At 50.2% G+C, this 22,545-nt stretch carries 22 protein-coding genes and 1 other RNA gene; 8 read left to right on the top strand and 15 right to left on the bottom strand.

Going from position 1 to position 22,545, the window contains the following annotated elements; translation table 11 throughout:
- Positions 1-157: 157 nt before the first annotated feature.
- The 3 genes from H6F88_RS11435 (at position 158) to H6F88_RS11445 (ending at position 4,481) form a co-directional block, all read left to right on the top strand.
- Positions 158-1,615: an SLBB domain-containing protein gene (locus tag H6F88_RS11435; protein WP_190642872.1), complete on the top strand. Its 1,458-nt coding sequence runs from the start codon at positions 158-160 to the stop codon at positions 1,613-1,615.
- 6 nt (positions 1,616-1,621) lie between these two features.
- Positions 1,622-3,862, top strand: a complete 2,241-nt coding sequence (locus H6F88_RS11440) for a polysaccharide biosynthesis tyrosine autokinase (protein ID WP_190642873.1) — start codon at positions 1,622-1,624, stop codon at positions 3,860-3,862.
- A 106-nt stretch (positions 3,863-3,968) separates the two neighbouring features.
- Positions 3,969-4,481 (top strand): pentapeptide repeat-containing protein, encoded by a 513-nt coding sequence (locus tag H6F88_RS11445; RefSeq protein WP_190642973.1) that lies wholly within the window; start codon positions 3,969-3,971, stop codon positions 4,479-4,481.
- A gap of 31 nt (positions 4,482-4,512) precedes the next feature.
- On the opposite strand, the gene H6F88_RS11450 is transcribed toward H6F88_RS11445, so the two are convergent.
- Positions 4,513-4,842 (bottom strand): hypothetical protein, encoded by a 330-nt coding sequence (locus H6F88_RS11450; protein WP_190642874.1) that lies wholly within the window; start codon positions 4,840-4,842, stop codon positions 4,513-4,515.
- 150 nt (positions 4,843-4,992) lie between these two features.
- On the opposite strand from H6F88_RS11450, the gene aat reads away from it, so the two are divergent.
- Both aat and H6F88_RS11460 read left to right on the top strand, forming a co-directional pair.
- Entirely contained in the window at positions 4,993-5,571 is a 579-nt protein-coding gene (gene aat / locus H6F88_RS11455) for a leucyl/phenylalanyl-tRNA--protein transferase (RefSeq protein ID WP_190642875.1), read from the top strand.
- A gap of 235 nt (positions 5,572-5,806) precedes the next feature.
- A complete protein-coding gene (locus tag H6F88_RS11460; RefSeq protein WP_199333556.1) occupies positions 5,807-6,487 on the top strand; it encodes a pentapeptide repeat-containing protein in 681 nt (226 codons plus the stop codon).
- A 20-nt stretch (positions 6,488-6,507) separates the two neighbouring features.
- Here H6F88_RS11460 and H6F88_RS11465 read toward each other — a convergent pair whose 3' ends face one another.
- Positions 6,508-7,410: a permease-like cell division protein FtsX gene (locus tag H6F88_RS11465; RefSeq protein WP_190642876.1), complete on the bottom strand. Its 903-nt coding sequence runs from the start codon at positions 7,408-7,410 to the stop codon at positions 6,508-6,510.
- Between the two features lie 282 nt (positions 7,411-7,692).
- On the opposite strand from H6F88_RS11465, the gene upp reads away from it, so the two are divergent.
- The gene (gene upp, locus H6F88_RS11470) at positions 7,693-8,328 is read left to right on the top strand and encodes a uracil phosphoribosyltransferase (protein ID WP_190642877.1); all 636 of its coding nucleotides are present in this window, start codon (positions 7,693-7,695) and stop codon (positions 8,326-8,328) included.
- Between the two features lie 93 nt (positions 8,329-8,421).
- On the opposite strand, the gene H6F88_RS11475 is transcribed toward upp, so the two are convergent.
- The 10 genes from H6F88_RS11475 to purC form a co-directional block, all read right to left on the bottom strand.
- Positions 8,422-9,630 (bottom strand): 4-hydroxy-3-methylbut-2-enyl diphosphate reductase, encoded by a 1,209-nt coding sequence (locus H6F88_RS11475; RefSeq protein ID WP_190642878.1) that lies wholly within the window; start codon positions 9,628-9,630, stop codon positions 8,422-8,424.
- A 122-nt stretch (positions 9,631-9,752) separates the two neighbouring features.
- Positions 9,753-10,727, bottom strand: a complete 975-nt coding sequence (gene nadA / locus H6F88_RS11480) for a quinolinate synthase NadA (protein ID WP_190642879.1) — start codon at positions 10,725-10,727, stop codon at positions 9,753-9,755.
- A 368-nt stretch (positions 10,728-11,095) separates the two neighbouring features.
- Positions 11,096-11,296 carry a hypothetical protein gene (locus H6F88_RS11485; RefSeq protein WP_190642880.1) on the bottom strand — a complete coding sequence of 67 codons (201 nt, stop codon included), beginning with the start codon at positions 11,294-11,296 and terminating at the stop codon, positions 11,096-11,098.
- A gap of 223 nt (positions 11,297-11,519) precedes the next feature.
- Positions 11,520-11,909 carry a hypothetical protein gene (locus tag H6F88_RS11490; protein WP_190642881.1) on the bottom strand — a complete coding sequence of 130 codons (390 nt, stop codon included), beginning with the start codon at positions 11,907-11,909 and terminating at the stop codon, positions 11,520-11,522.
- 202 nt (positions 11,910-12,111) lie between these two features.
- A complete protein-coding gene (gene lpxB, locus H6F88_RS11495) occupies positions 12,112-13,266 on the bottom strand; it encodes a lipid-A-disaccharide synthase (RefSeq protein WP_190642975.1) in 1,155 nt (384 codons plus the stop codon).
- 14 nt (positions 13,267-13,280) lie between these two features.
- On the bottom strand, positions 13,281-14,108 hold the full coding sequence (lpxA, locus tag H6F88_RS11500) for an acyl-ACP--UDP-N-acetylglucosamine O-acyltransferase (RefSeq protein ID WP_190642882.1): 828 nt from the start codon (positions 14,106-14,108) through the stop codon (positions 13,281-13,283).
- Between the two features lie 62 nt (positions 14,109-14,170).
- On the bottom strand, positions 14,171-14,683 hold the full coding sequence (fabZ, locus tag H6F88_RS11505; protein ID WP_190642883.1) for a 3-hydroxyacyl-ACP dehydratase FabZ: 513 nt from the start codon (positions 14,681-14,683) through the stop codon (positions 14,171-14,173).
- Between the two features lie 82 nt (positions 14,684-14,765).
- A complete protein-coding gene (gene lpxC, locus H6F88_RS11510; protein WP_190642884.1) occupies positions 14,766-15,656 on the bottom strand; it encodes a UDP-3-O-acyl-N-acetylglucosamine deacetylase in 891 nt (296 codons plus the stop codon).
- Between the two features lie 90 nt (positions 15,657-15,746).
- A complete protein-coding gene (locus H6F88_RS11515) occupies positions 15,747-18,047 on the bottom strand; it encodes a BamA/TamA family outer membrane protein (protein WP_190642976.1) in 2,301 nt (766 codons plus the stop codon).
- Positions 18,048-18,228: 181 nt separating this feature from the next.
- Positions 18,229-18,963 carry a phosphoribosylaminoimidazolesuccinocarboxamide synthase gene (gene purC, locus H6F88_RS11520; protein WP_190642977.1) on the bottom strand — a complete coding sequence of 245 codons (735 nt, stop codon included), beginning with the start codon at positions 18,961-18,963 and terminating at the stop codon, positions 18,229-18,231.
- A gap of 191 nt (positions 18,964-19,154) precedes the next feature.
- On the opposite strand from purC, the gene ssrA reads away from it, so the two are divergent.
- Positions 19,155-19,542: a transfer-messenger RNA gene (ssrA, locus tag H6F88_RS11525) on the top strand.
- Between the two features lie 27 nt (positions 19,543-19,569).
- Here ssrA and H6F88_RS11530 read toward each other — a convergent pair.
- Together H6F88_RS11530 and H6F88_RS11535 are read right to left on the bottom strand one after the other, a co-directional pair.
- Complete coding sequence (locus H6F88_RS11530) at positions 19,570-19,992, bottom strand: response regulator (RefSeq protein ID WP_190642978.1); 423 nt, start codon at positions 19,990-19,992, stop codon at positions 19,570-19,572.
- 140 nt (positions 19,993-20,132) lie between these two features.
- Positions 20,133-21,158: a zinc-binding alcohol dehydrogenase family protein gene (locus H6F88_RS11535; protein ID WP_190642885.1), complete on the bottom strand. Its 1,026-nt coding sequence runs from the start codon at positions 21,156-21,158 to the stop codon at positions 20,133-20,135.
- Positions 21,159-21,271: 113 nt separating this feature from the next.
- On the opposite strand from H6F88_RS11535, the gene H6F88_RS11540 reads away from it, so the two are divergent.
- Positions 21,272-21,637 carry a helix-turn-helix domain-containing protein gene (locus H6F88_RS11540; RefSeq protein WP_190642886.1) on the top strand — a complete coding sequence of 122 codons (366 nt, stop codon included), beginning with the start codon at positions 21,272-21,274 and terminating at the stop codon, positions 21,635-21,637.
- 164 nt (positions 21,638-21,801) lie between these two features.
- Here the strand turns inward: H6F88_RS11540 and H6F88_RS11545 are convergent, their stop codons facing one another.
- The gene (locus H6F88_RS11545) at positions 21,802-22,413 is read right to left on the bottom strand and encodes a hypothetical protein (protein WP_190642887.1); all 612 of its coding nucleotides are present in this window, start codon (positions 22,411-22,413) and stop codon (positions 21,802-21,804) included.
- Between the last annotated feature and the right edge of the window lie 132 nt (positions 22,414-22,545).

Below are 22,545 nucleotides of genomic sequence, written 5' to 3' on the forward strand. Positions count from 1 at the left end.
AGTGTGTATCACTGTAAAGATTAGAAGGTATTCAGATACGTTCGCCTGTCCTAAATCGAGTTGTGAGTCTATCGGAAACACTAAGGCTAGCCCATACGACTATCACAGCAGCATGACTATTGCAACAGCTTCTGCACACTGGACCTACACAAGATTTATGTTGTACACGCGCTCTACAGATTTACTCAGGTGGACAAAGTCTACAGCAGGGCTGATGTTGTTTGCCTTGATGGCGATCGCCCCCATTGCTCCTGCTGCTGCTCAGCTACCATCTCTAAACAACACCAACCGTTCTGCTCTGCCTCCCAACCCCGCTCAAACAGACCAGGGCTACACCTTAGGTCCAGGCGATCGCATCCGCATTGACACCTTTCAGCTTCCCCAATATAGCGGCGAATTTGAAGTTTTAATCGATGGATCGATTAACCTTCCCGTTTCAGGACTCGTTTCAGTTCAAGGGCTAACTGTCAGTCAGGCAGCTGATGTGGTTTCAGCCGCCTATAGCGAATTTCTCAGACGCCCCCTCGTCACGCTTACCCTGCTAGTGCCCCGTCCCTTCCAAATTGGCATTGCTGGTGAAGTCAACCGTCCCGGTTCTTACACCGTTCCGCGTCAAGATACCCAGTTTCCAACGGTCACCCAGGCTTTACAAACGGCTGGAGGACCTACCCTCGCTGCCGACATTGGACGGGTTGAAATTCGCCGCCCTCAACGCTCTGGCACCGAGCAGATTATCAGCGTAGATTTGCGACAGCTATTGGCAACAGGCGATCTGCGTTATGACCTAGCACTGCGTGACGGCGACACCATCTACATCCCTACCGCCGATCAAATCGATCTACAAGAAACCTCTCGCCTCGCCTCTGCTAGCTTTGCCCCAGAAGAAAGTCCTGCCGTCAATATTGCAGTTGTTGGCGAAGTGTTTCGCCCCGGCACCTACACCGTCACGGGTACTGCTAGAACCTCTGAAGCGGGCGTTCCGGGTGGGCTAAACGTCACAGGTCGCCCTCCCACCGTGACCCGCGCCATTCAGGTTGCGGGCGGCATCAAATCGATGGCTGACATCGGACGCATCGAAGTTCGCAGACCCACCAGCACAGGTGAAGAACAGGTGTTTGAAATCGACCTGCGAGCGCTGTTGCTCGAAGGGGATTTGCGGCAAGATGCTGTTTTGCAGGAGGGGGACACTATCGTCGTGCCCGTAGCGACTGTCGTAAGCCCAGAAGATGCAGCGCTTTACGGTAGCGCTAGCTTCTCACCAGACAGCATCAGGGTAACAGTTGTGGGTGAGGTTACTGAGGCAGGAGTGGTCGAGATTCCACCAAATACCCCGATGAATCAAGCTATCCTCTCGGCTGGCGGATTTAATACTCGTGCCCGCAGAGGTACCGTGCGACTCGTGCGACTCAACCCCGATGGCACGGTGAGGGAAGAGCGAATTCCCGTCGATTTTGCTCAGGGAATTAGCGAAGAAAACCCGATTTTGCAAAACAACGATGTTGTTATTGTTGGGCGCTCTAACTTAGCCAGCATTTCGGATACGTTAGGCACGATCTTGACACCTCTGGATCGATTTTTCTCTATCCTTGGTGCTCCTTTCAGGATCTTCGATTGATGCGGTTTGGAACTCACTGCTGGCGACACGATTTACTCATTTGCGGGGGCAAAGATGAAGGCTGACCAATATTCTCAACGGATTCTTCCGGCTGACGCGATTCAAGCTGATGGTGGGGATGAAGGCGGGTTAGATCTCACTCAGACTGTAGGCGCTCTCCGGCGTAAAGCACTGCTAATTTTGGGTATCGCAGCCGCAATTACAGCCGCAGCCGTGTTCAAGGCTTTAACCGATACCCCCGTCTACCAGGCGGGTATGGAGATTCTAGTCAAGCCTGTGAGTGTAGAGACAGAAGTTCTCTCTAATAATCCTGACTCTTTGAGCCGTCGCAGAACGCGGCCAAACTCTGACCAACCTGCAATAACCGACACTCAACTCAAAGTTCTGCAAAGCCCTAAAGTCATCGCTCCGATTGTTGAAGACCTTGAAGGACAGTTTCCTGGACTAAACTACGGTGCCTTCATCAATAGTCTCAGCATCTCGGTGACGGCAGAAAACATTCTGGTCATTGGCTATCAGCATCCTGATCCTGAGCTAGTGCGAGCCGCGCTTACTGAAGTTTCTGAAGCTTATTTAGACTACAGCCTTGAAGAACGGCAGGCAGAAATTCGCACAGGACTAGACTTTATCGAAGCGCAGCTTGATCCATTGCAGGAACAGGTAAATCAGCAGCAGCAACGGCTACAGGTTTTGCGGCAGGAGAACAATCTGATTGACCCTGAATCTAGGGGAGGTGAGCTGTCTGGTCAGACGAGCGCATTCACAAACCAACAGTTGGAGACTCGATTGGAGTTACAGCAGGCGCGATCGCTCTATGCAGACTTAGAGCGCGAACTGGCAGAGTCAGCTGACGCAAATGCCTCATCTGCTCTAACTCAAAATGCTCGCTACCAAAAGCTGCTAGACCTGATTTTGGATGTTAATAGCCAGATGGCTCAAGGTTCAGCCTTGTTCCGAGAAAATAGCCAGGAAATGCAGGTACTTGCAGATCAGCGAGAGAGCCTTTATCCGCTACTGCGCCAGGAAGGACAGCGAGTTTTAGAGCAGGTTGGAAGCCGAATTCAGGAACTCGAAGCCCGCGATCAGGCTTTGAGCGAGTCGATCGGCAATATTAATGTGAGAATTGACCAACTGTCTGAAGTGAGTCGCCAGTACACAGACATTCAGCGCGAACTGCAGATCGCCACAGACAACCTAAGCTTATTTTTAGCGCAGCGAGAAGCTCTACGGATTGATGCCGCTCAGGAAGAGATTCCCTGGCAGATATTGACTCCACCTGGTGAACCCAGCCCCGTATCGGCAAGTGTTACTCGGAACGCCGCTCTGGGTATCGTTTTAGGTTTACTGATCGGCATCGGCACGGCTTTACTGCTCGACAAACTGAGTGACTTCCTCTACACACCTAAGCAAATCAAGGATGTCACCAAACTGCCCATTTTGGGGGTCATCCCTCACTACGAAGATTTGGAAGACTCAATTAGCGCAACTCATGTCATCGCTCAGTCGTTGCAGATGAGCCGAGGTGTGCTGAGCAATGGCAATGGGCATCGTCCGATTGACCCAGCTTTTGTGGAAGCGTTTCGCTCGCTGTGGACTAATATTCGCCTGCTTAATCCTGATGCTCCGGTGCGATCGCTCGTCATCGGGTCTGCCGTTCCTAATAGCGGCAAATCCACCATCGCCGTCTTTTTGGCTCAAGCTGCCGCCGCGATGGGGCAGCGAGTTCTCCTGGTTGACACTGATCTGCGGCGTCCCAGCCTACATGAGCAACTGGGCGTAGCCAACACACGAGGGCTAACCGATTTGATTTCTGCTAGCGTCACTCCCTATCAGGCGATTCAGCGATTGTCCAAAGAAGACTACCTGTTTGTTCTGACGGCAGGTTCGGCTCCACCCGACCCACCCAAGTTCTTTGCCTCTCGCCGAATGCAAAGCCTAATGGAAGAATTTCACAAAACATTTGACCTGGTCATTTATGACACACCACCGTTATTAGGCTACTCGGACGCGCTGCTGTTGACCGCTCGGGCTGACGGTATGGTACTCGTCTCGCGCCTCGGCAAGCTCAAGCGTTCTTCGCTGGAGCAAGCTTTAGAAGACTTGAGAATTGCTGGCGTATCAGTTTTAGGCGCAGTGGCAAACGGTTCTAAAGATCGGGTCAAAACACCTTACTCACCAGCATCTTACATCCCCCAGGAAGTGGCTGGCGAAATCCTCGAGCCATCCCATCCTGGACAGCAAAATTAGGGGAACTGATCACGCTGTACTGGAAAAGTTGTTGTAGAACCTGCAACAGGTGACGCATCAAAATGTTAACTTTAATGAAGTCACTCGACCGCGTTATCTACCTGCCATGCGTTTACAGCATCTTCCTAGACTTGTTCTAACCCTATTAACATTGGTTGCAGTCACACTAGTTGCTCTGTCGCCGATGCCAGCTCTAGCTGCCAGTTCTGCAGCGATTCGGGCTTATGATGATGCCGATGCAACCACCAAAGACTATTCGGGGCAGAGCTTGCTGCAAGCAGAATTCAGCAACGCCAACTTAAAGGAAGCCAACTTTAGCAATGCCGATTTACGAGGCGCAGTGTTTAACGGGTCTGCACTAAATCATGCTAATTTTCATGGCGCAAACTTCAGCGATGGCATTGCCTACATTACCGATTTTGCAGAGGCAGATTTGAGTGATGCAATTTTTGATTCTGCGATGATGCTCAAGTCAAACTTTCGCGGCGCGAAGGTCACGGGGGCTGACTTTAGCTTTGCGCTACTTGACCGAGAGCAGGCGATGGCCCTCTGTGAAACGGCTCGTGGCTCTAATCCAGTAACGGGCGTGGACACGCGAGAGTCTTTGGGCTGTCGCTAAGTCGATTGTCAGGTCTGAGCAAGCAAGATTTTTATTGTCCGCAGCAGCGATCGATTCCTAGGCTGTCTAGCAGCAGATCGCTGACTGCGTTGGCAACGGCGAATTCGCTATAAAAACTTTTAGAAAAGTCAAATGCCTGCATCTCCGTCAGGATGGCGATCACCAAGGATCCGACATCGTTTTCTCCTTCCATCCGCTGACGCACAAACACTTGGGCAGCGCGTTTAGCAATGTCTTGATTGACGGGTTCTGGAATAAACTCGTGGTCTAGCCATTGGTGCAAAGTTTCCTGGAGCCACTGTCCCTCTTGTTGAGCATCTTGAGGCGGCGGCAGGGTAATGGGTGAAATTGGCTCAGCCATAGTCAAGCAAGTAGTGGAGGGCTTTCCTGCTGAGTTAGAATGACCAGTCAGGATTTGTGATCACTATATAACAATCTCGGGGATGCATTCATCACTCCATCGACAATCAACAGCGTCTAGCAGCAGTTTGGCATGAGTGAGGAATAAACCATGCATTTTGACCTTTCTGCCATTGTTCAAGGATATGCTCAAGGCTGCTTTTTGATGGCAGATGAGACAGGCAGAAACTTGAGCTGGTATTCCAGCCAGGAGCGGGCACTGATTCCGCTGGATGAACGATTTCGATATCCGCGATCGCTCCAACGTGTGCTTAACCAAGATCGCTTTACTGTTGCTGTCAATCAGGACTTTGAGGCGGTGGTTGACGGTTGTGCCAATCGGGAAACAACGTGGATTTCACCAGAGCTGCGAGAAATTTACTTCGCGCTCTACAAAGCTGGCTACGCCTACAGTTTTGAAACCTGGCAGGGCGATCGCCTGGCAGGGGGTATTCTCGGCATTGTAATTGGTGCAGCTTTTATTGGAGAGTCTATGTTTTTCGCTATTCCCGAAGGCTCTAAGGTGGCAATGGTGAAGCTGGTGGAGAGATTGCGATCGCGTCATTTTCACTTGTTTGACGCACAAATGATGAACCCTCACCTGGAGAGATTTGGAGCCTACTACATCGGCAATCGAGAGTACAAAAATCTGCTCAAGCAAGCCCTCCCCCATCACTGCTCTCTGATCTGAATTTTCTAGACTTTCTGCACGAATCACTTTTCCAAGCATGAATGGTAGCGCGGCTGGGCCGCGCTACCATTCATGCAGGAGATTTTCTAATCTGAAATTCATCACTCCAGCCCTGAGAGCCATTTTCCGATCACTCCAGCGGGAGATGTGAATTGCATAGCACTCTTGTGATGATGAGCACAAGGAGTTTTTGTGTTTAAATCCATTTGGCTTAAGACGCTATTAGCCATCAACTTTGAGTGAGGAAAGGGCGATCGCAATGGCAAATCTAGAGCAGCTTGCCTTATTTCAAGAAGACACCATTCTGTGGAATCGCTGGCGAGAGGAGAATCCCCAGGTCAGACCCGATTTTGCTGGCGTTGACTTTAGCGGTCTTGACCTCAGAGGACACAATTTCAGCGGCGTTGACTTAACCGATGCTAATTTCCGGGGCGGCGACTTAATCAAAGCTGACTTTAGCGAAGCCATTCTAGATGAAGCTGACCTCAGCAACAGTGACCTCATCAAAACTGACTTTAGCAACGCTGACCTGTCCAACGCTGACTTGAGTGAGTCAGGTACCCGAGAATCTGACCTGAGCGGGGCAAACCTCAAAGAAGCAAATCTGATTGGCACCGACTTGGCTGGCGCAAATGTCATTGGCGCAAATTTGAGTAACGCTGACTTGATTGGCGCAAACTTAGAAGGCGCCAGTCTAGTTAAAGCTAACCTTAGCCACGCTGACTTGAGTGGCGCAAATCTCAGTCGAGCTAGTCTAATCAAAACTAACTTGGCTGGAGCTAGTCTGATTGGCGCAAACTTGAGCGGTGCAAACCTGAGTGGCGCAAACCTCAATGGTGCCAACCTCAGCGGCGCAAACTTAGAAGGCGCTGTGATGCCTGATGGAAAAGTCAATCAACAATCCACCCAAAAATAGCCCACAGTATAAGGGGCGTTCTAACGTAAGGCAAAGCGACGCACTGCGAACAGGCTACCCATCAGCCCTACGGTGCTTCCCAAAAGTAGTAGTGCTAGGGGCAGCAGGATGGTTTGCTGACGGCTTAGATCCAAACTGTTGGTCAAAAATTGAATAAACTCTGGCTGTTGGGCTAGCAAATGGTTGATAAATTGCTGTACACCCGCAATTAAGCCCCAGGAAATGATGGCTCCAGCAATTCCAAAGGCAATTCCCTGGAGAATGAACGGCAGATAAATCCAGGTTGTGGTTGCACCCACTAATTGCATCACTTCAATTTCACGCCGACGCGCCATCACGATCAGGCGAATGGTTGTGGTGATGACAGCGATCGCCGTCATCGTCAGGATTGCGGTCACGCCAAGGCTGACCCAGTTTAGCCCCTGGTTGAGCTGGGCAATGCGCTTGACTGCCTCATCCACATACTGCACTTCATCGACTCCCTGCATCACAGCCAGCTTTTCAGCCAGAGCAGGCACTTGTTCTGAATCCCTAGCTTTGACTTTGATTTCATCCACAAGCGGGTTGCCGTTTAGCTGCTGGGTAGCTCCTTGGATGTCTGAAACTCCCATATCTTTGACCAGTGCTTCCCAGGCTTGCTCTTTGGAGGTTGTTGCCACTCCAGAAACTTCTGGCATAGCCTCGATCAGGGGTTTTAATGTGTCTGCCTGAACTCCGGTTTCTAAATAAACCGACACCTCAAGCTGACTACCAAACTGGTTGAGCAAACTCTCAAGCTGCCAGGAAGATTGAAGACTCACACCAAACAGAAACAGCAGCACCGTAACCGTGCTAATCGCTGCCCAGTTCATCCAGCCGCCCCGTTTCAACCCCAGTAGGGTTTCACGCAGCAGGTAATCTGATTTAGTGAGAAATTGCAGCACGCAATAGCCTCCGCTTGAGAGTTATGAGGTTTAAATTCAGAAATTGTGAGTTTAAAGGGTCTTCAAAATTCACAACTTAGGATTCGTACCTATTGAACAAATTCATAGAGTAAACCAACTTGACCTTTTCGTAAAACGGTCAAAAATTGTCTCCTAGCAGTACCCGTAAATTGGTTGTACCAATTCTCTTGAAGGTTGCATATTCCAAAATATTCAGCCTTCTGTAGAAACAGGATTAGATTCAGGTAGTGTGATTGAATCCGTCTGTCGAGGAGTGCATTTATGGCTGCTGAAGTGACTGTAATTAACCATCCACTGATCCAGCATAAGCTGACTTTAATGCGACGGGTTGAAACCAGTACAGCCAAATTTCGAGCGCTGCTAAAAGAAATTAGTATGCTACTGGCGTATGAAGTCACCCGTGATTTGCCGCTGAAGACCGAGCGCATTCAAACACCCATGTCACCGATGGATGCCCCGATTTTAGCTCCAGAAAAGAAAATGGTGCTCGTCTCAATTATGCGGGCAGGGCAAGGAATTTTGGACGGCATGTTGGAGTTAATGCCGTCGGCAAGAGTGGGGCACATTGGCTTATATCGCGATCCTCGAACTTTGGTGGTGATTGAGTACTACTTTAAGGTGCCACAAGACATTGAAGAACGAGACATTCTCGTCGTCGATCCGATGCTGGCGACTGGAAACTCAGCAGTCGCAGCCGTGCATCGCTTAAAGGAAACAAATCCCAACTCCATCAAGTTTGTCTGTCTGTTGGCTGCCCCAGAGGGAATTCGCCATTTCCATAGCCAGCACCCAGATGTGCCGATCTACACGGCAGCAATCGACAACAAACTAGACGAGCATGGCTACATTTTGCCTGGGCTGGGGGATGCAGGCGATCGCCTCTTTGGCACCAAGTAGGGGCAGGTTTAGCCCTAAAGCGATCGCCTTGGTGCAAAAACTCTGGCAAAACCTGCCCCTACAGGGGGTTAAACCTCCCACAAATCCCCCAATTTAAGCGATCGCCCCGACCGACTTTAGTTCAAAAATCCTCTCGATCGCGTTTGCCACAACGCGGTCGGGAGTCGAAGCCCCAGATGTAACGCCGACCACAATTTTGCCCTCTGGCAGCCAGTTTTCGTAGACCTCCAGATCTCGATGCAGCGGCTTGTGTTCAACCCGATTGCCCGGGCCAATCCGCTCGGCGCTGTCAATGTGGTACGAGGGAATGCCCCGCTCGACTGCGATTTCCTGGAGGTGAGTCGTGTTAGACGAGTTGTAGCCGCCAATGACTAACATCAGGTCGAGCGGTTCCTCCACCAGCTCAAACATGGCATCTTGCCGTTCCTGGGTTGCGTCACAGATCGTGTTGAAGCTAAGGAAATGCTGGTTGAGTGCCGTAGGGCCATACTTTTTCAGCATGGTGTGTTCAAACAGCTTGCCGATTTGCTCGGTTTCTCCCTTCAGCATGGTGGTCTGGTTAGCAATGCCAACTCGCTCCAAATCTTTGTCGGGGTCAAATCCGGCAGAGCAGGCGCGGCTAAACTTTGCCATGAATTCCTGGCGATCGCCCCCATTCAAAATGTAATCACAGACATACTGGGCTTCTGCCAGGTTCAGGACAATCAGATAGGTGCTGGCAAAAGAGCTGGTGGCGATCGTTTCTTCGTGGTTGTACTTACCGTGAATGATCGAGGTGTGGCTACTTTTTTTGTGCTTCTCAACCGTATTCCAGACCTTTGATACCCAGGGGCAGGTCGTATCGACGATGGTGCAACCTTTGTCATTGAGCAGCTGCATTTCCTGAACGCTAGCGCCAAAAGCAGGCAAAATCACCACATCTCCCCGATCAACCACCGAGAAGTCTTTTTGACCTGCGTTCACCGCAATGAAGCCCACCTGCATATCTCGCAAGCGCTGATTCACAGAAGGGTTGTGAATAATCTCGTTCGTGATCCAGATCCGCTCTGTGGGAAAATGCTGGCGCGTTTCGTAAGCCATTGCCACAGCTCGCTCCACGCCCCAGCAAAAGCCAAACGCCTCGGCTAACCGAATCGTCACATCACCCCGATTTAAGGTGTAGTTGTTGTCGCGAATTTGCTGAATCAGATCGCTCTGATACTCGGTCTGCATTTGACCAGAAACTTCAGCTTCGTGACCAAATCCTTTGCGATGGTATTGCTCCGATGCATTGAGCGATCGCTTAAAAGCTTTTGTATCCATACCATCTCCCTACAAACTACACCTAACGAATAAAGCTACCTTCAACTTTAGTGGGCATTGACTACCCTATACAAGAAATTAACTACCCTGTACAAGGCAGAATTCTTGCCAGTTCGCACTTACTACACACTCATTTCCAGCATTCGCTGAATTGGCCGCAGTGCTGCAGCCTGAATATCGGCTGGAAGAGTAATTTCGGGTGTGCGATTTTTCATGCACAGATAGAGCTTCTCCAGAGTATTCAGTCGCATATGAGGACACTCGTTGCAAGCGCAGCTATTCATTGGCGGGGCAGGGATGAACTGCTTATCGGGAGCCTGTTTCTGCATCTGGTGAATGATCCCCGATTCTGTCACCACAATAAATGCCTGCTTGGAGCTTTTTTGAGCGTACTTCAACAGCGCAGTCGTCGAGCCAATGTAGGAAGCATGGCGCAAAACAGCAGGTTCACATTCTGGGTGAGCGATTACCTCAGCGGCGGGGTGAGCAACTTGAAGCTGCACCATTTTCTTTTCAGAAAAGTTTTCGTGTACCATGCAAGCCCCTTCCCACAGCACCAGGTCGCGCCCTGTTTCTGCCATGACGTAGCGTCCCAGGTTGCGATCGGGCGCAAAAATAATCGGCTGATCTTTGGGAATCTGGTTAACGATCTGGACAGCATTCGAGCTAGTGCAAATGATGTCACTCATTGCCTTGATTTCGGCCGTGCAGTTGATATACGAAACCACAAGATGATCAGGATGGGCTGCTTTGAAGGCGGCAAAGGCTTCGGGCGGACAGCTATCTGCCAGGGAACAGCCTGCATCCAGGTCAGGCAACAGCACAAGCTTATTGGGGTTGAGAATTTTGGCGGTTTCTGCCATGAAGTGAACCCCGGCAAAAACAATTACCTCGGCGTTGGTGTTAGCCGCTTGTTGAGACAGCCCTAATGAATCTCCAATGTAGTCTGCGATGTCCTGAATATCGGGGTCTTGATAGTAGTGAGCCAAGACCACAGCATTTAATTCTCGCTTTAGGGTTTGAATTGCCTGAAACAAGTCACGAGGCAAGGCAGACAATTGGTTTTGGTCGAGTTTAGACGGTGCAGTAGTGAACACAGTAAAAAAACGCTGTTAGTAGAGTGAACTCGGAAGCCTCCTGATTATAGTTGTTTTTACCAAAAACAACATGACTATTCCTGCTCCAAAATCCTGAAGTGAATCCGCAGAGATCCCAGCCCACACACCAGCCGCAGGATGGACAGGACTGCTTTACCCATTTCATTGCCCAAAGTCCAGTAGATAGGCACCAGTTCGCATTCCTTATCCTTCTACACGCAGCTTAGGTGCAGGAAGAATGAAGGGTGAGGGTTTTGTCTTGAAATACCAATATTCGAGTGCTTTATTCAACAAAACAGCCACGCACATGGCGTGGCCTCAGGAGCATGAATTGCAAGAGGAATCAGCCCTCTAAACTTTTTGCGGGTTCAATCTACGACTTGCAGGAGATCGTGACGCAAGCCATATAGCACTCGATGAATTAACGCTCGCTGCTCTTCTGCTAAAGCATCTTGAGATAAAGCAGAGACAAGACGGCTCTCTTCAACGCGAGTGATTTTGCGGGAAAACAAAATTTGTTCAACCAAATCTTCCAAAGGGATCTGGTAAACGGAGGCTTGAGTCTGCATCTGGCTAGAGATTAAGCGATGTTAAAACTATCGGTCATTCTGAACAAATCAGACGTGATTGAGGTGCAGCTTTTGTGTGATTATTTCCTCCGATAGAGGTGATCTATATCACTGCATAAAGCTTCATCTTCAAAGCTCAAGTTTTTTGCAAAGACTCAGTGTATAGAAGTTAAACATCCGCTGTAGCAACTCACGCTGCTGAGGGAGCGCAATAAGTCAGCGCTCAAAATCTAAAGCCGACTTGCCCATTCACTCCTCGAATGGAGTGGTAGCCTGCACCTAAGATGAGATTGTCGGTGGGGTTAATCTGGACTCCACCAGAAACAGCAACTCCCTGGTCTTCTGAGTAAAGTCCTAAACCAACGTAAGGAGAAACCTGATCGATCAGAGGCAGATTCACAAATGCCAGGGCATCAACTCCGGTTGAGTCTTCAGTTCCCAGCCCAAACTCGACTCCCAGGTTTAAGGCTCTTGCACCAATTGAAAAGGTAGTTTCGTCGTTGCGGCTACCGACCGACACCCAGGGTTGAGGAATAAGTTGGGCAGCAGCTTCTCCCGCAGGAATCAACGCAAGGAATGCAATTAAAGTGGTAGAGAAGAGGATAGATTTCATGGCTTAATCAGCACCCTAAGTGCTGTGACGGTTGGTATGTCAAGATCGCACTCACCAGTAGAACAATCAGTCACTTACTGGCGCAGAGCTTGCTTGATTTTACGTTTTGTCGCGTAATAACGTTTCTCTAAAAAGAGGCTACAGAGTAAATCTGACGATCGCCTTCTGAATAGGTTGCAGTGGCACGATGTGCAGCTAATGACTAAAGTACAAGGCCGAGAATTTCTTGGGCAGCGCGATCGCACACTCCCGGTTCCCCCAAAGCCTGACGCATCTTCTGATAGTCTGCTAGCATTTGCTGCCTGGCTTCTGGCTGCAGCAGTTTCAGGGCGGTGTGGGTGACGCTCTCTGGGGTCGCATCGTCCTGAAGTAACTCTGGCACGATAGGCTGCATCTCGACTAGGTTAGGCGGCGACATGAACGGGATTTTGAATTTTAGAATGTTTTGGGCAATCCAGGCGGTGAGAGGACTAACCCGATACAGCACGACCTGCGGAATGTCGAGCAGGGCAAGCTCCAGGTTGACCGTTCCCGACTTGGCGATCGCCAGATCCATTGCAGCAAAGACGGTTTGCACCTGTTCAGTCACTAGAGTTGCTCGTAAACCGTAGGTCTGAATCGCTTGCTCAACCGGACGGCGATATGCCTCAAGCGACAGCGGCACCCAGAACTGTACGTGCGGCAATTGTGTCTGGATGCGACGAGCAGCTTCAAAGATGACAGGCAGCAGATACTTCACTTCCTGGTGGCGAGAGGCAGGGAGGAGGGCGATCGCCACCTGATCGGGCGCTATTCCCAAAGCTTCTCGCGCCTGCGATCGGCTGGGTGTTGACTGCATCCGGTCAACCAGGGGATGCCCTACCCAGGTAACATCAGCTCCCCACTTTTCGTAGTAGCGGGCTTCTTCTGGAAAAATTGCCAGTAGCCGATCAACCAGTTCTACCACGCGTTTTGTTTTGTTTGCGCCCAACGACCAGACCCACTCCTGCGGCGCAATGTAGTAAACCACAGGAATCTGGGGAAAATGCCGCTTTACGTAGCTGCCAATTCCCAAATTAGGGGCGAGATAGTCAATCATGACCACCAGGTCAGGCGGATTTTGGCGCAAATAGCGCTTCACTCGCCGCTGCATTTGCAGGGTGGGCAAAACGTAGGGTAAAGATTCAAAAATTCCGATCGAGCCAATGGCGCTGGTGTCGCCTAGCAGCGTTGCCCCTGCCGCTGCCATGCGTTTTCCGCCCAATGCGAGAATTTCCAGGTTCAGCCCATTTTGCTTAGCCCGATCTCGCAAAGCTTTTACGAGCAATGCGCCTTGGAGATCTCCAGAGACCTCACCTGTACTGATAAAGATACGGATTTGCCTGTCATCTCTCATCCTTCATCCTTGCCCTTTCCCCCTCGCCCTGGAGTCAGTCCGCGTCGTCCTTTTGCTTGGGCTGCGATCAGAAATTGGCGCAAATGTTGGAGGTGTTCGTTGTCGGGCAGCAGGTCAAATTGTTCAATCGCTTGATTAAGGGTGAGTCCAGAGCGGTAGATCATGCGAAAGGCTTTTTTGAGCGATTGCAAAACTTTACCGTCATCTGCCTCAGCCAATCCTGCCCGCCGTAAGCCGACCTGGTTGAGCGATCGCACACGCGAGGGGTTTCCCTCAACCAGCATGTAGGGAGGCACGTCTCGGTCAACTCGGCTCATGCCGCCAACCATAGCGAGACGACCGATGCGGACAAACTGGTGAATCCCCAGTACGCCGCTAATTCTGGCTTTAGACTCAATGTAAATGTGACCAGCCAAGGCAACTGCGTTGGCAATGATCACCTGGTCTTCGATGATGCAGTTGTGACCAACATGGACATAGGCCATCAGCAGGGTATCGCTGCCGATAATGGTAGCTTCCCCCGCTCCAGTTGCCCGATTGATGGTGACATATTCTCGAATTCGGTTGCGATCGCCAATCTTGACCAGACTCAGGGAGCCGTCATATTTCAAATCCTGCGGCTCAGTCCCAATGACAGCTCCAGGAAAAATCTGATTGTGCTCCCCAATTTCTGTCCAGCCATCCAGGACAACATGTGCCCCAATCACGGTTTCCGCACCAACGATTACCTTTTCCCCAATCACACTGTACGGCCCCACTTTGACAGTGGGGTGCAGCTCGGCACCAGGATGAATTACAGCAGTTGGATGAATCAAAGTAGTCAAGGGCTGGTCTCCAGTCGCTTTCAGCCTATCGCTTTCAGCTTTTTATTCACTTTCTATGTCAATTAATCCACTAGAGAAAACATCAGTTCGCCTTCTGCAACCAACTGACCGTCAACTTCAGCCCGTCCCTGCATTTTGCCAAACCGTCGTCGCTTCACGACAAGCAAATCGACCGTCATGATCAGCTGATCTCCAGGCACAACGGGACGGCGAAAGCGGACTTTATCGATGCCAGCAAACATCAGTAAGCCTTCGGGTACATCCGGAAGCTGAGTGAGAACGATGCCACCTACTTGGGCCATCGCTTCGACAATTAACACTCCGGGCATGATCGGTCGCCCAGGAAAGTGTCCTTGAAAGTGGGGTTCGTTAAAAGTGACGTTTTTGATGCCTACGGCTCGTTCGCCAGGCACATAATCGATGATTCGATCAACCAGAGAAAACGGATAGCGGTGTGGCAGAAGTTGCTGAATTTCTTCTAGGGTAAACACTTTTTTAGGCTGGCGATTTACCACCTCTTGTTCCGCGTCGGTTGTGAGAGGAGTCGGTGTGTGAACGTCAACTAATGTAGACATGGATTCGGTTAGGTCGGTTAAGTAGGGCTTTGTTAGAAGAGAACTGCAAAAGAAAACTGCTCACAACACCGCTAAAACGATGCTAGCTGGGCAGAAAATTTTGGGCCACAAGCCGAGCGAGTTGGGTGTGCAGGCTGTGGCTAGCTTTATAGGCTAGAACATGGACAAGGGGAAAGATTCCCAACAAACTTAAATCCCCTACTAAGTCTAAAAGTTTATGACGCACTGGCTCATTTGAAAATCTTAGGGGTGGGTTTAACCATCCTTCAGTTCCACAAACCAGCGCATTTTCTAGACTACCGCCTTTGATTAACCCATTTTGTTGCAACTGCTCAATTTGGTGCGCCAGTCCAAAAGTGCGGGCAGGGGCGATCGCCTCTGCAAAACTTTCTTGGGCTGGTGTCCAGCTATACCATTGATTGCCGATCACAGGCAAGTCAAAGTCAATGCCGTAGGTAAAACGCAAGGCTGGAGCAGGTATCGCCGCAACAAATGCGTCGCCCTGGTGAACCCAGATCGGTTCCTTGAGCGTATAGACTGAACGGGGATCAGACTGGGCAACTAGACCAGAGTGGGCGATCGCCTCCACCCACTCTCGGGCTGACCCATCCAATAGCGGCACTTCTGCCCCGTCGATTTCAATCCGAGCATTGTCAACTCCCATCCCAGCCAGCGCTGCCAGCAAATGCTCCACCGTGCGAACGCTAGCCTCCCCACTGACCAACTCTGTAGAGAGGAGAGTTTGACTCACCGCAGTGATATTTGCCGGAATGCGGGGTAACCCTGCCTGATCGACACGAACGAAGTAGCGCCCCTCTCCCGCTGGCGCAGGCAAGACCCGGACATGGGTTGACAAACCCGAATGCAAACCGACCCCTGACCGCTCAAACCCGATCGCCAATGTGTGCTGTAGTGAAGTCTCAACTAACCGCTCAGGATTGCGTTCTAGCTGCTGCACCCGTATTTCCCTCATCCTTCATCCCTCATCGAACGGTAGGGAGCCGGGAAGAGTAGGTGTGAACACTGCTGGTTCCCTCACCCTACCCTTCATCCCTCATCCTTCCTAAAACCTTTCCCCAATGCCGAAGTGCAGCCTGCTGTCACCCTCGTCATTGAAGCCGTAGTCAACTCGGATCGCGCCCAGGGGAGACTGAACCCGAACCCCTACACCATAGCCAAAACCAAACCCAGGTTTGTCTCGAATTTCGGCTGGCTCGCCCGGTACATTGTCTCCGGTACCCAGATCAGAGCCAACATCGACAAACAGTGCTCCACCTACAATTGCGAAGATCGGAAAACGGTATTCAGCCGTTGCTTGAACAAAGCTACGACCACTGCCCAATTCCCCTGAATCGTAGCCTCGGACAGAATCAGTGCCGCCCAGAGAGAAAGCTTCATAGGGAGGTAAATCTCCGAAGATAGTTCCTGCCTGAAGGTTAAGCGCTAAGGTTTCTGGTCCTTCGGTAAAGTTGGTGTAGTCTACCGGGATGTAGTAACTGTAGCTCGCCCGCAAGCGGTTAAACAGAATGCCACTGAGAGGGACGGTTTGCTCGGTGCTTAGGCGTAGCAAAGAGCCGCTAGTCGGCTGAAGTGGGTTGTCTCGCAAATCTTGAGCAAGTCCAAGCTGGAAGATCAGCAGATCATCGGTGCCGTCGTCGTTAAAGCTGAGCAAGTTGCCCAGCTCGTCTCGTGGGGTAATTTCTCCATCTCCATCGCGAAGGGAGACACGCTGATATTGCAAGCCCGCAGAGGCTCTCCAGTTCTCTAATCCCAGCCATTCATCCAGGGGACGGCTGAAACTAACGCCTCCTCCTAAACGCTGCACACGGGGGCGATCGCCATTCTCTAACTCAACCTCGTTCTCTCCTCCGTCAAAAATCAGCGAGATCGATCGGCGGTTAAACAAGTTCACGGTGTAGGACGTGCGATAGGGATCACCCGCAATCCACGGGTCAGTAAAGTTAAGGTCAAATAATAGAGCGTCCCGTTCTCCAAGCTGAACCTCTGCTCCGAGCCGCTGGTTGTTGCCGCCCAGGTTTTGCTCTTGATAGCTGACCGTACCAAACAAACCGCTAGCCGAGCTAAAACCAACCCCTGCTGCCAAGGAGCCTGTATTGCGCTCAATCACATTGACGACCACATCTACCTTGCGGGGATCATCGCCTGGATTCAGTGAAACCCTGACATCCTCAAAAATTCCTAAGCCAAAAACTCGCTGCAAGTCTGACTGGATCGCGGTCTGGTTAAACACGTCTCCCGATTGCGACTCAAACTCACGAGTAATGATAAATTCTCTGGTTTTGCCTTCAATCGGTTCCCCGTTTTCGTCTTCAGTCTCGCCATCCTCGCCTAGAAAAAGCACTTGAATGTCTTCAATTTCACCCTCAGCAACCAGCAGCGTTACCGTTCCATCGGGCGAAACCTGAGGAGCATCGATGACCTGAGCCAATACATAGCCGTTGTCCTGATACCACTGGTTAAGCTCCTCAATGCCAAACTGAAACTCTCTCAGATTGAGGATGCTGCCGTACTGCTCAGCAAAAATTTCGTCTACTACCGTTTGGGGCAATACCTGATTGCCTTGAACTTGAACTTCTTGTAAGACTGGGTTAGGCGCTACTTCAAACGTGACTCTCACACCCAACGGGGTATCTTGTGGCACGGCTCGCACGTCTGAGAAAAAGCCCGTTGCAAAAATTGAGTTGATGTCTTCCTGCAACTGCGAACGGGTAGTTGTGCGTCCTGGCTGCGTCCGAATCGCTTGATAAACCACGTCTTGCAGCTCGCCCTCAGCACCGGTTACTGCTACTTCTGCGACGAGTACACGGGGCTCAGCGGGTGAAGTTTCTGCGCCGGGGGCAGGAGCGGGCTGACTGCCTGCGGGTGGTGCATCCTCCTCATCTCCAGGTTGGTCATCGGCTGGAGAAACATCAGTAGGAGGGGCATCTTGCTCAGGCTGCGCGTCTTCTGAAGGCACGACAGGAGTTTCTGGGGTCTCATCCGGCGAATCATCGCCCTCCGAAGACGGCGTAATGTCAAACTGAATCTGGTTTGGGGTTTCCTGTACTGGCGTTTGGGTGTTGGGTGGCGGACTGCCTGCGTCTGCCGGGGGGTCTGCTATGGGGGGAGATGTGGGAGACTGCGCCCAAAGATTTGCGATGGAGGGTTCTGGGGCGCTCACCGTTGGCAAGGCAGACAGAACGGAAGTAGACAAACCAGACTGATTTGTCTGTGCAATGATCTCAGAACCGTTGCTTTGTCCGGTAGCTGGAGCTACCTCAGACGTTTGCGATTGGGCAGGACGGGATAGACCAAGAGCAGCAGAGGCAGTAAAGACTGCCAGTAAAACTGGAGAGAGACGCATATTGTTTGGGTTTTTTAGCACTTCCACACACCACGACCTGCCATTGCAGGTGAAGGACACAGAGAATCAGGCAGAGGAACCAATCGTTTTAAAGTCGAACGATCTTGAGCAAACGATGCTGAGCAATCGGAGAAATTTTACAGCATTGATGGAACAACATTCGCCTATTCGGGTTGAGGGGCTAAATTTGAGCGGTTTTAGCCAGGATTCTGTCTAAAACTTGCTGATAAGCTGCTTCGACGTTTCCTAAATCGTGACGAAAACGGTCTTTATCCATAACGCGCTGTTTGGGGTCGGGGTCGGATTGGTTCCACAAACGACAGGTATCGGGGCTAATTTCGTCTGCAAGCAGCAAATTTTGAGACGGGTCTAAACCAAACTCTAGTTTGAAGTCCACCAATGTAATTCCACATTGCTGAAAGAAATCAGTAAGGATTTGGTTAATTTTCAGGGCTTTGGCTCGAAGCTGTTCGACTTGTTCTGAGGTTGCCAGGTTTAGGAGAAGCAGGCGATCGCTCGTCAATAGAGGATCACCCAACGCATCATTCTTGTAGTAAAACTCAACCAGCGGCGGCTCCAGGACAGTGCCTAGCTCCAGTCCAGTTTGTTGACAGAGGCTACCAGCGGCAATGTTCCTGACGACAACTTCTAGCGGCAGAATCTTCACCGCCCGAACCCGCATCGTATTTGCAGAAGGACAATCAATGAAGTGGGTGGCAATTCCCTGAGCTTCTAGCAACTGAAATAGATGGCTAGAAATGGCGCAGTTAATTTCACCCTTGCCTTGAATGCTGCCTCGCTTCTGGGCATTGAAAGCAGTCGCATCGTCCTTGAAAGAAGACAGCAAAACGTTGGGATCATCTGTCGCGTAGAGAATCTTCGCTTTGCCTTCGTATAGCTTTTGGTGAGCAGCCATGTAGAGATAGTTGAGATTTTTCTCAAAACAAAAAGTCAGGGAAAGCATTACTTTACCCCAACCTGGTATCACTCGAATGAAGGAACTTAACAATTCTAGCGGACAGGTCTAGCGGACTGCGGTTCGGTAACGCTGATCGCTTGCCTTAGCTACCCGTTTGACAGACATCAAGCTATACTGAAAGGATGCAAGGGGCTGTAACGGTTTCGACGTTTTGGCGAACGCTACTTTGTGATACAGGTCGAGAGGGAGTCCACTCTCGTGAATCAAGGCTCAAAAACAAGTAGATGCGAACAACATCGTTTCTTTTGCTCGTAAGCCAGCTCTAGCTGTTGCCTAAAAACCTCTTATAGGTTCGAGCGTCTACGGTTTGACTCCGTTAAGGACTGTAGACTAAACCCCAACGGATGCTCCGGTTAGGTACCTCTGGTTGCCTACTGGCTAAGACTTCACCAGAGAATCCTGTTATCCGGGATAATGGATAATCCCCGCTTCGAGGGCTAGAGAAGCTAAACCTGTGAGTGAGCGAAGTATTAATACCCAGAGCGGACACGGGTTCGACTCCCGTCAGCTCCATTAATTAGCTCATAGTTTTCCTTCCTCCTCTTAGAAGAGGTTTGGCGGCGGAGAAAAGTCGTAGGGCTTTCTGGCGCTCTTGCGCTCTAACAAAGTTTTGATGATATCGTGCAATACTTCAAAGTCAATTGGCTTTCGCACAAAGTCGCTTGCTCCTACCGCTAAACCTTTGATGCGGCAAGATTCAATGTGGGCTGTGAATAGCACAACTGGAAGAGCGTGCAGGTTGGGGTCGCGTCGAATTTTTCGGGTTAGCTCATATCCGTTGACTTCAGGCATCATTACGTCGAGCAACACCAGGTCGGGGGGTGAAGCCTGCATTTTGTCGAGGGCGATCGCCCCACTAGAAGCCACGTCAATGGTGTACCCTTCTGACTCCAAAAAGTTTTGTAGCAGAAATAGATTATCTGCTACATCATCTACGATTAAAATCCGATAGCTCTCTGACGACATCACAGCTATCTAACCCATTGAAACGACTGGAGGGGTGCCTTTCAATTTATCGAATTGAATCCCTAAAGTCTATTTCCTAGCATCTTGTTTCCGATTCCGCCAAAATGCTGAATAGTTATTGAGCCATACCAGTCTCTAGGTTAGGTTGCAATTTCAGAGAGAACAACTTTCCCGATCGCCTTTCCTGACTCCAACAAGGCATGAGCTTTTGCCAAGTTAGTAGGATTCAGCGGCCCAAAATTCTCAGTTAGAGTAGTTTTAATTACTTGTTGATCGACCAGAGTTGCGACTTGATTGAGCAGGTCATGCTGAGATTGCATGTCCGGGGTTTCATACATGGGCTTGGTAAACATTAGCTCCCAAGCAAAGGTGACACTTTTGTTTTTCAGCAAATTCAGATCTAAGGGTTGCGCTGTTTCAACAATGGAGCAAATTTTTCCTTGAGGTTTGATTACATCTGCCATGTTCTGCCAATGTCCGTCTGTGTCATTCAAACACAAGATGTAATCAACCTGCGGAATGCCAAGCTTCTCAAGCTCTGATATAAGCTTCTCACGGTGATTAATCGTGTAGTCAGCACCCATCCTTACGCACCAATCAACAGTTTCTGGGCGTGATGCAGTTGCAATTATGGTCAACCCAGCCACTTGTTTTGCTAGTTGAATGGCGATCGAGCCAACGCCTCCTGCCCCACCGATGATCAACAGTTTACTTGCCTCATTTGCTGGAGTTTTTTGTGGCTCAATTCCTAACCGTTCAAACAATGCTTCCCAGGCAGTAATCGTGGTGAGAGGCAGGGCAGCAGCCTCTTCAAAGGAAAGGCTAGCAGGCTTTTTGCCGACGATCCGTTCGTCTACCACCTGGTACTCACTATTACTTCCAGCGCGAATAATGCTGCCTGCGTAATACACCTCATCTCCTGGTTTGAACAGAGTTACTTCACTGCCTACCTGTTCTACAATTCCGGCTGCATCCCAACCTAATACTTTAGGAGCAGACCCAGGTTGAACAGAACGTCTGACTTTGTAATCGACTGGGTTAACGGAAACTGCTTTCACTTTAACCAATAGGTCTCTTGGACTCACTGGAGGCAGATCGAGAGTAACTTCAGCAAAACAGTCTGTCTCAGTGGCAGATTTGGCTTGATCAATGGCGATCGCTTTCATAAATGACTCCTAAAAACTGTGGCTGTGCTTGAGTACTATGATTTGATTATGTGAAGTACTTTAAGAATTGCCAAGTACGCACATTTTTGAGCAGTAGTATCAAAAGTTATACTATGAAAAATCGCCAGTATGATTGCAACTACGGCTGTCCCGTTGATGCCACTTTGGATGTAATTGGAGGACGGTGGAAAGGAGTAATTCTATTTCACTTGTTGTCAGGTACTAAGCGATTTAATGAGTTACAGCGCTTATCCCAAGGGTGTACTCAAAGAATGCTGACACTGCAACTACGGGAGCTAGAAGCAGACGGTGTAGTGCATCGGAAAGTATATGCCGAAGTGCCGCCCAAAGTTGAATATTCACTCACTGAGTTGGGACAAAGCCTGGAGCCAATTGTGCTACTGATGCGCGACTGGGGGGAGCAATACATCAATCGACTGAATCAGCAAAAACAATTATCCAAAGATGAGTCCGCATAACCTTAGATAAATTATACTGATCGGCAAGTTATAGCGTAGGGGCGGTTCGTGAACCGCCCCCACAGGGGTTTGTGGTTTATACAAATGGAAATTGCTGTAAACCCCTATGTTAGTAGTGCGATGTGCAGCTTCTCAAGCTTCTCATGGAATCTTTAACGACAAAGCTAGGAGTTGGTGGTGGGGCGATCGCCCTCCTGCTGACAGTCTGGAACTCCTAGCGCTTCCCTCAATTGTTGTTCAGTTACACCTAACGTTTCTGCGGCAGCGACAAAATCAGGGCGAGGTGGACGACCTGCTTGCTCGCCCTCCGCTGGTGGATTCTCGGGAATGCCCAAAGCTGCTGTCAGCTCATCTTCAGTCACACCCAATGTTGCAGCAGCAGCGGCAAAATCAGGACGGGGTCGACGGGGTGGAATTCCTAGGGCTTCCACTAAACGTTCTTCTGTCACATTCAGGCGGGTGGCTGCTCCTGGAATGTCCAGTCGTTGACGTTGTCCTGGTTCAGTGGATGAATCCGCAGAAATTCCCAAAGCTTCTCGCAGTTCGGCTTCAGAAGTGTCAAGCTCAGAAGCAGCAGCGGCAAAATCAATTTGACGACGAGCCCGTCCTTCTCTCGGCTCTTGTGGAGTAGCTTGGGCGATGCGAAGCACTTCCCCCGTTGGGGTAATCGCCTCTGAAGATGCCCCCATTTCAAGTGAAGTAGCTGAATTGGCTTGGTACAGCGTTAAACCCATAGTGCTGACTAACAGTGAGGATGCAATGAGTAATCGAATCATGAGAAATACCTTATTGGTGTGAACGTGATAGGCATATCTGAATCAGTTCCTTCAGTGCCTAATTTGATTAACTCTGTTGAAGATGACAAATGAGGGCTGACAAAAATTACAAAACTGTAATTTGAACTCAAG

It is taken from the genome of Oculatella sp. FACHB-28, assembly GCF_014696015.1.
GTDB lineage: Bacteria > Cyanobacteriota > Cyanobacteriia > Elainellales > Elainellaceae > JAAUTN01.

Excerpts from the sequence above, each read along its gene's own strand:
- H6F88_RS11435 (WP_190642872.1), top strand. The coding sequence starts at position 158 with ATGTTGTACACGCGCTCTACAGATTTACTCAGGTGGACAAAGTCTACA.
- H6F88_RS11445 (WP_190642973.1), top strand. The coding sequence starts at position 3,969 with ATGCGTTTACAGCATCTTCCTAGACTTGTTCTAACCCTATTAACATTG.
- H6F88_RS11450 (WP_190642874.1), bottom strand. The coding sequence starts at position 4,842 with ATGGCTGAGCCAATTTCACCCATTACCCTGCCGCCGCCTCAAGATGCT.
- aat (WP_190642875.1), top strand. The coding sequence starts at position 4,993 with ATGCATTTTGACCTTTCTGCCATTGTTCAAGGATATGCTCAAGGCTGC.
- upp (WP_190642877.1), top strand. The coding sequence starts at position 7,693 with ATGGCTGCTGAAGTGACTGTAATTAACCATCCACTGATCCAGCATAAG.
- H6F88_RS11475 (WP_190642878.1), bottom strand. The coding sequence starts at position 9,630 with ATGGATACAAAAGCTTTTAAGCGATCGCTCAATGCATCGGAGCAATAC.
- H6F88_RS11485 (WP_190642880.1), bottom strand. The coding sequence starts at position 11,296 with ATGCAGACTCAAGCCTCCGTTTACCAGATCCCTTTGGAAGATTTGGTT.
- H6F88_RS11490 (WP_190642881.1), bottom strand. The coding sequence starts at position 11,909 with ATGAAATCTATCCTCTTCTCTACCACTTTAATTGCATTCCTTGCGTTG.
- fabZ (WP_190642883.1), bottom strand. The coding sequence starts at position 14,683 with ATGTCTACATTAGTTGACGTTCACACACCGACTCCTCTCACAACCGAC.
- lpxC (WP_190642884.1), bottom strand. The coding sequence starts at position 15,656 with ATGAGGGAAATACGGGTGCAGCAGCTAGAACGCAATCCTGAGCGGTTA.
- H6F88_RS11515 (WP_190642976.1), bottom strand. The coding sequence starts at position 18,047 with ATGCGTCTCTCTCCAGTTTTACTGGCAGTCTTTACTGCCTCTGCTGCT.
- purC (WP_190642977.1), bottom strand. The coding sequence starts at position 18,963 with ATGGCTGCTCACCAAAAGCTATACGAAGGCAAAGCGAAGATTCTCTAC.
- H6F88_RS11530 (WP_190642978.1), bottom strand. The coding sequence starts at position 19,992 with ATGTCGTCAGAGAGCTATCGGATTTTAATCGTAGATGATGTAGCAGAT.
- H6F88_RS11535 (WP_190642885.1), bottom strand. The coding sequence starts at position 21,158 with ATGAAAGCGATCGCCATTGATCAAGCCAAATCTGCCACTGAGACAGAC.
- H6F88_RS11540 (WP_190642886.1), top strand. The coding sequence starts at position 21,272 with ATGAAAAATCGCCAGTATGATTGCAACTACGGCTGTCCCGTTGATGCC.
- H6F88_RS11545 (WP_190642887.1), bottom strand. The coding sequence starts at position 22,413 with ATGATTCGATTACTCATTGCATCCTCACTGTTAGTCAGCACTATGGGT.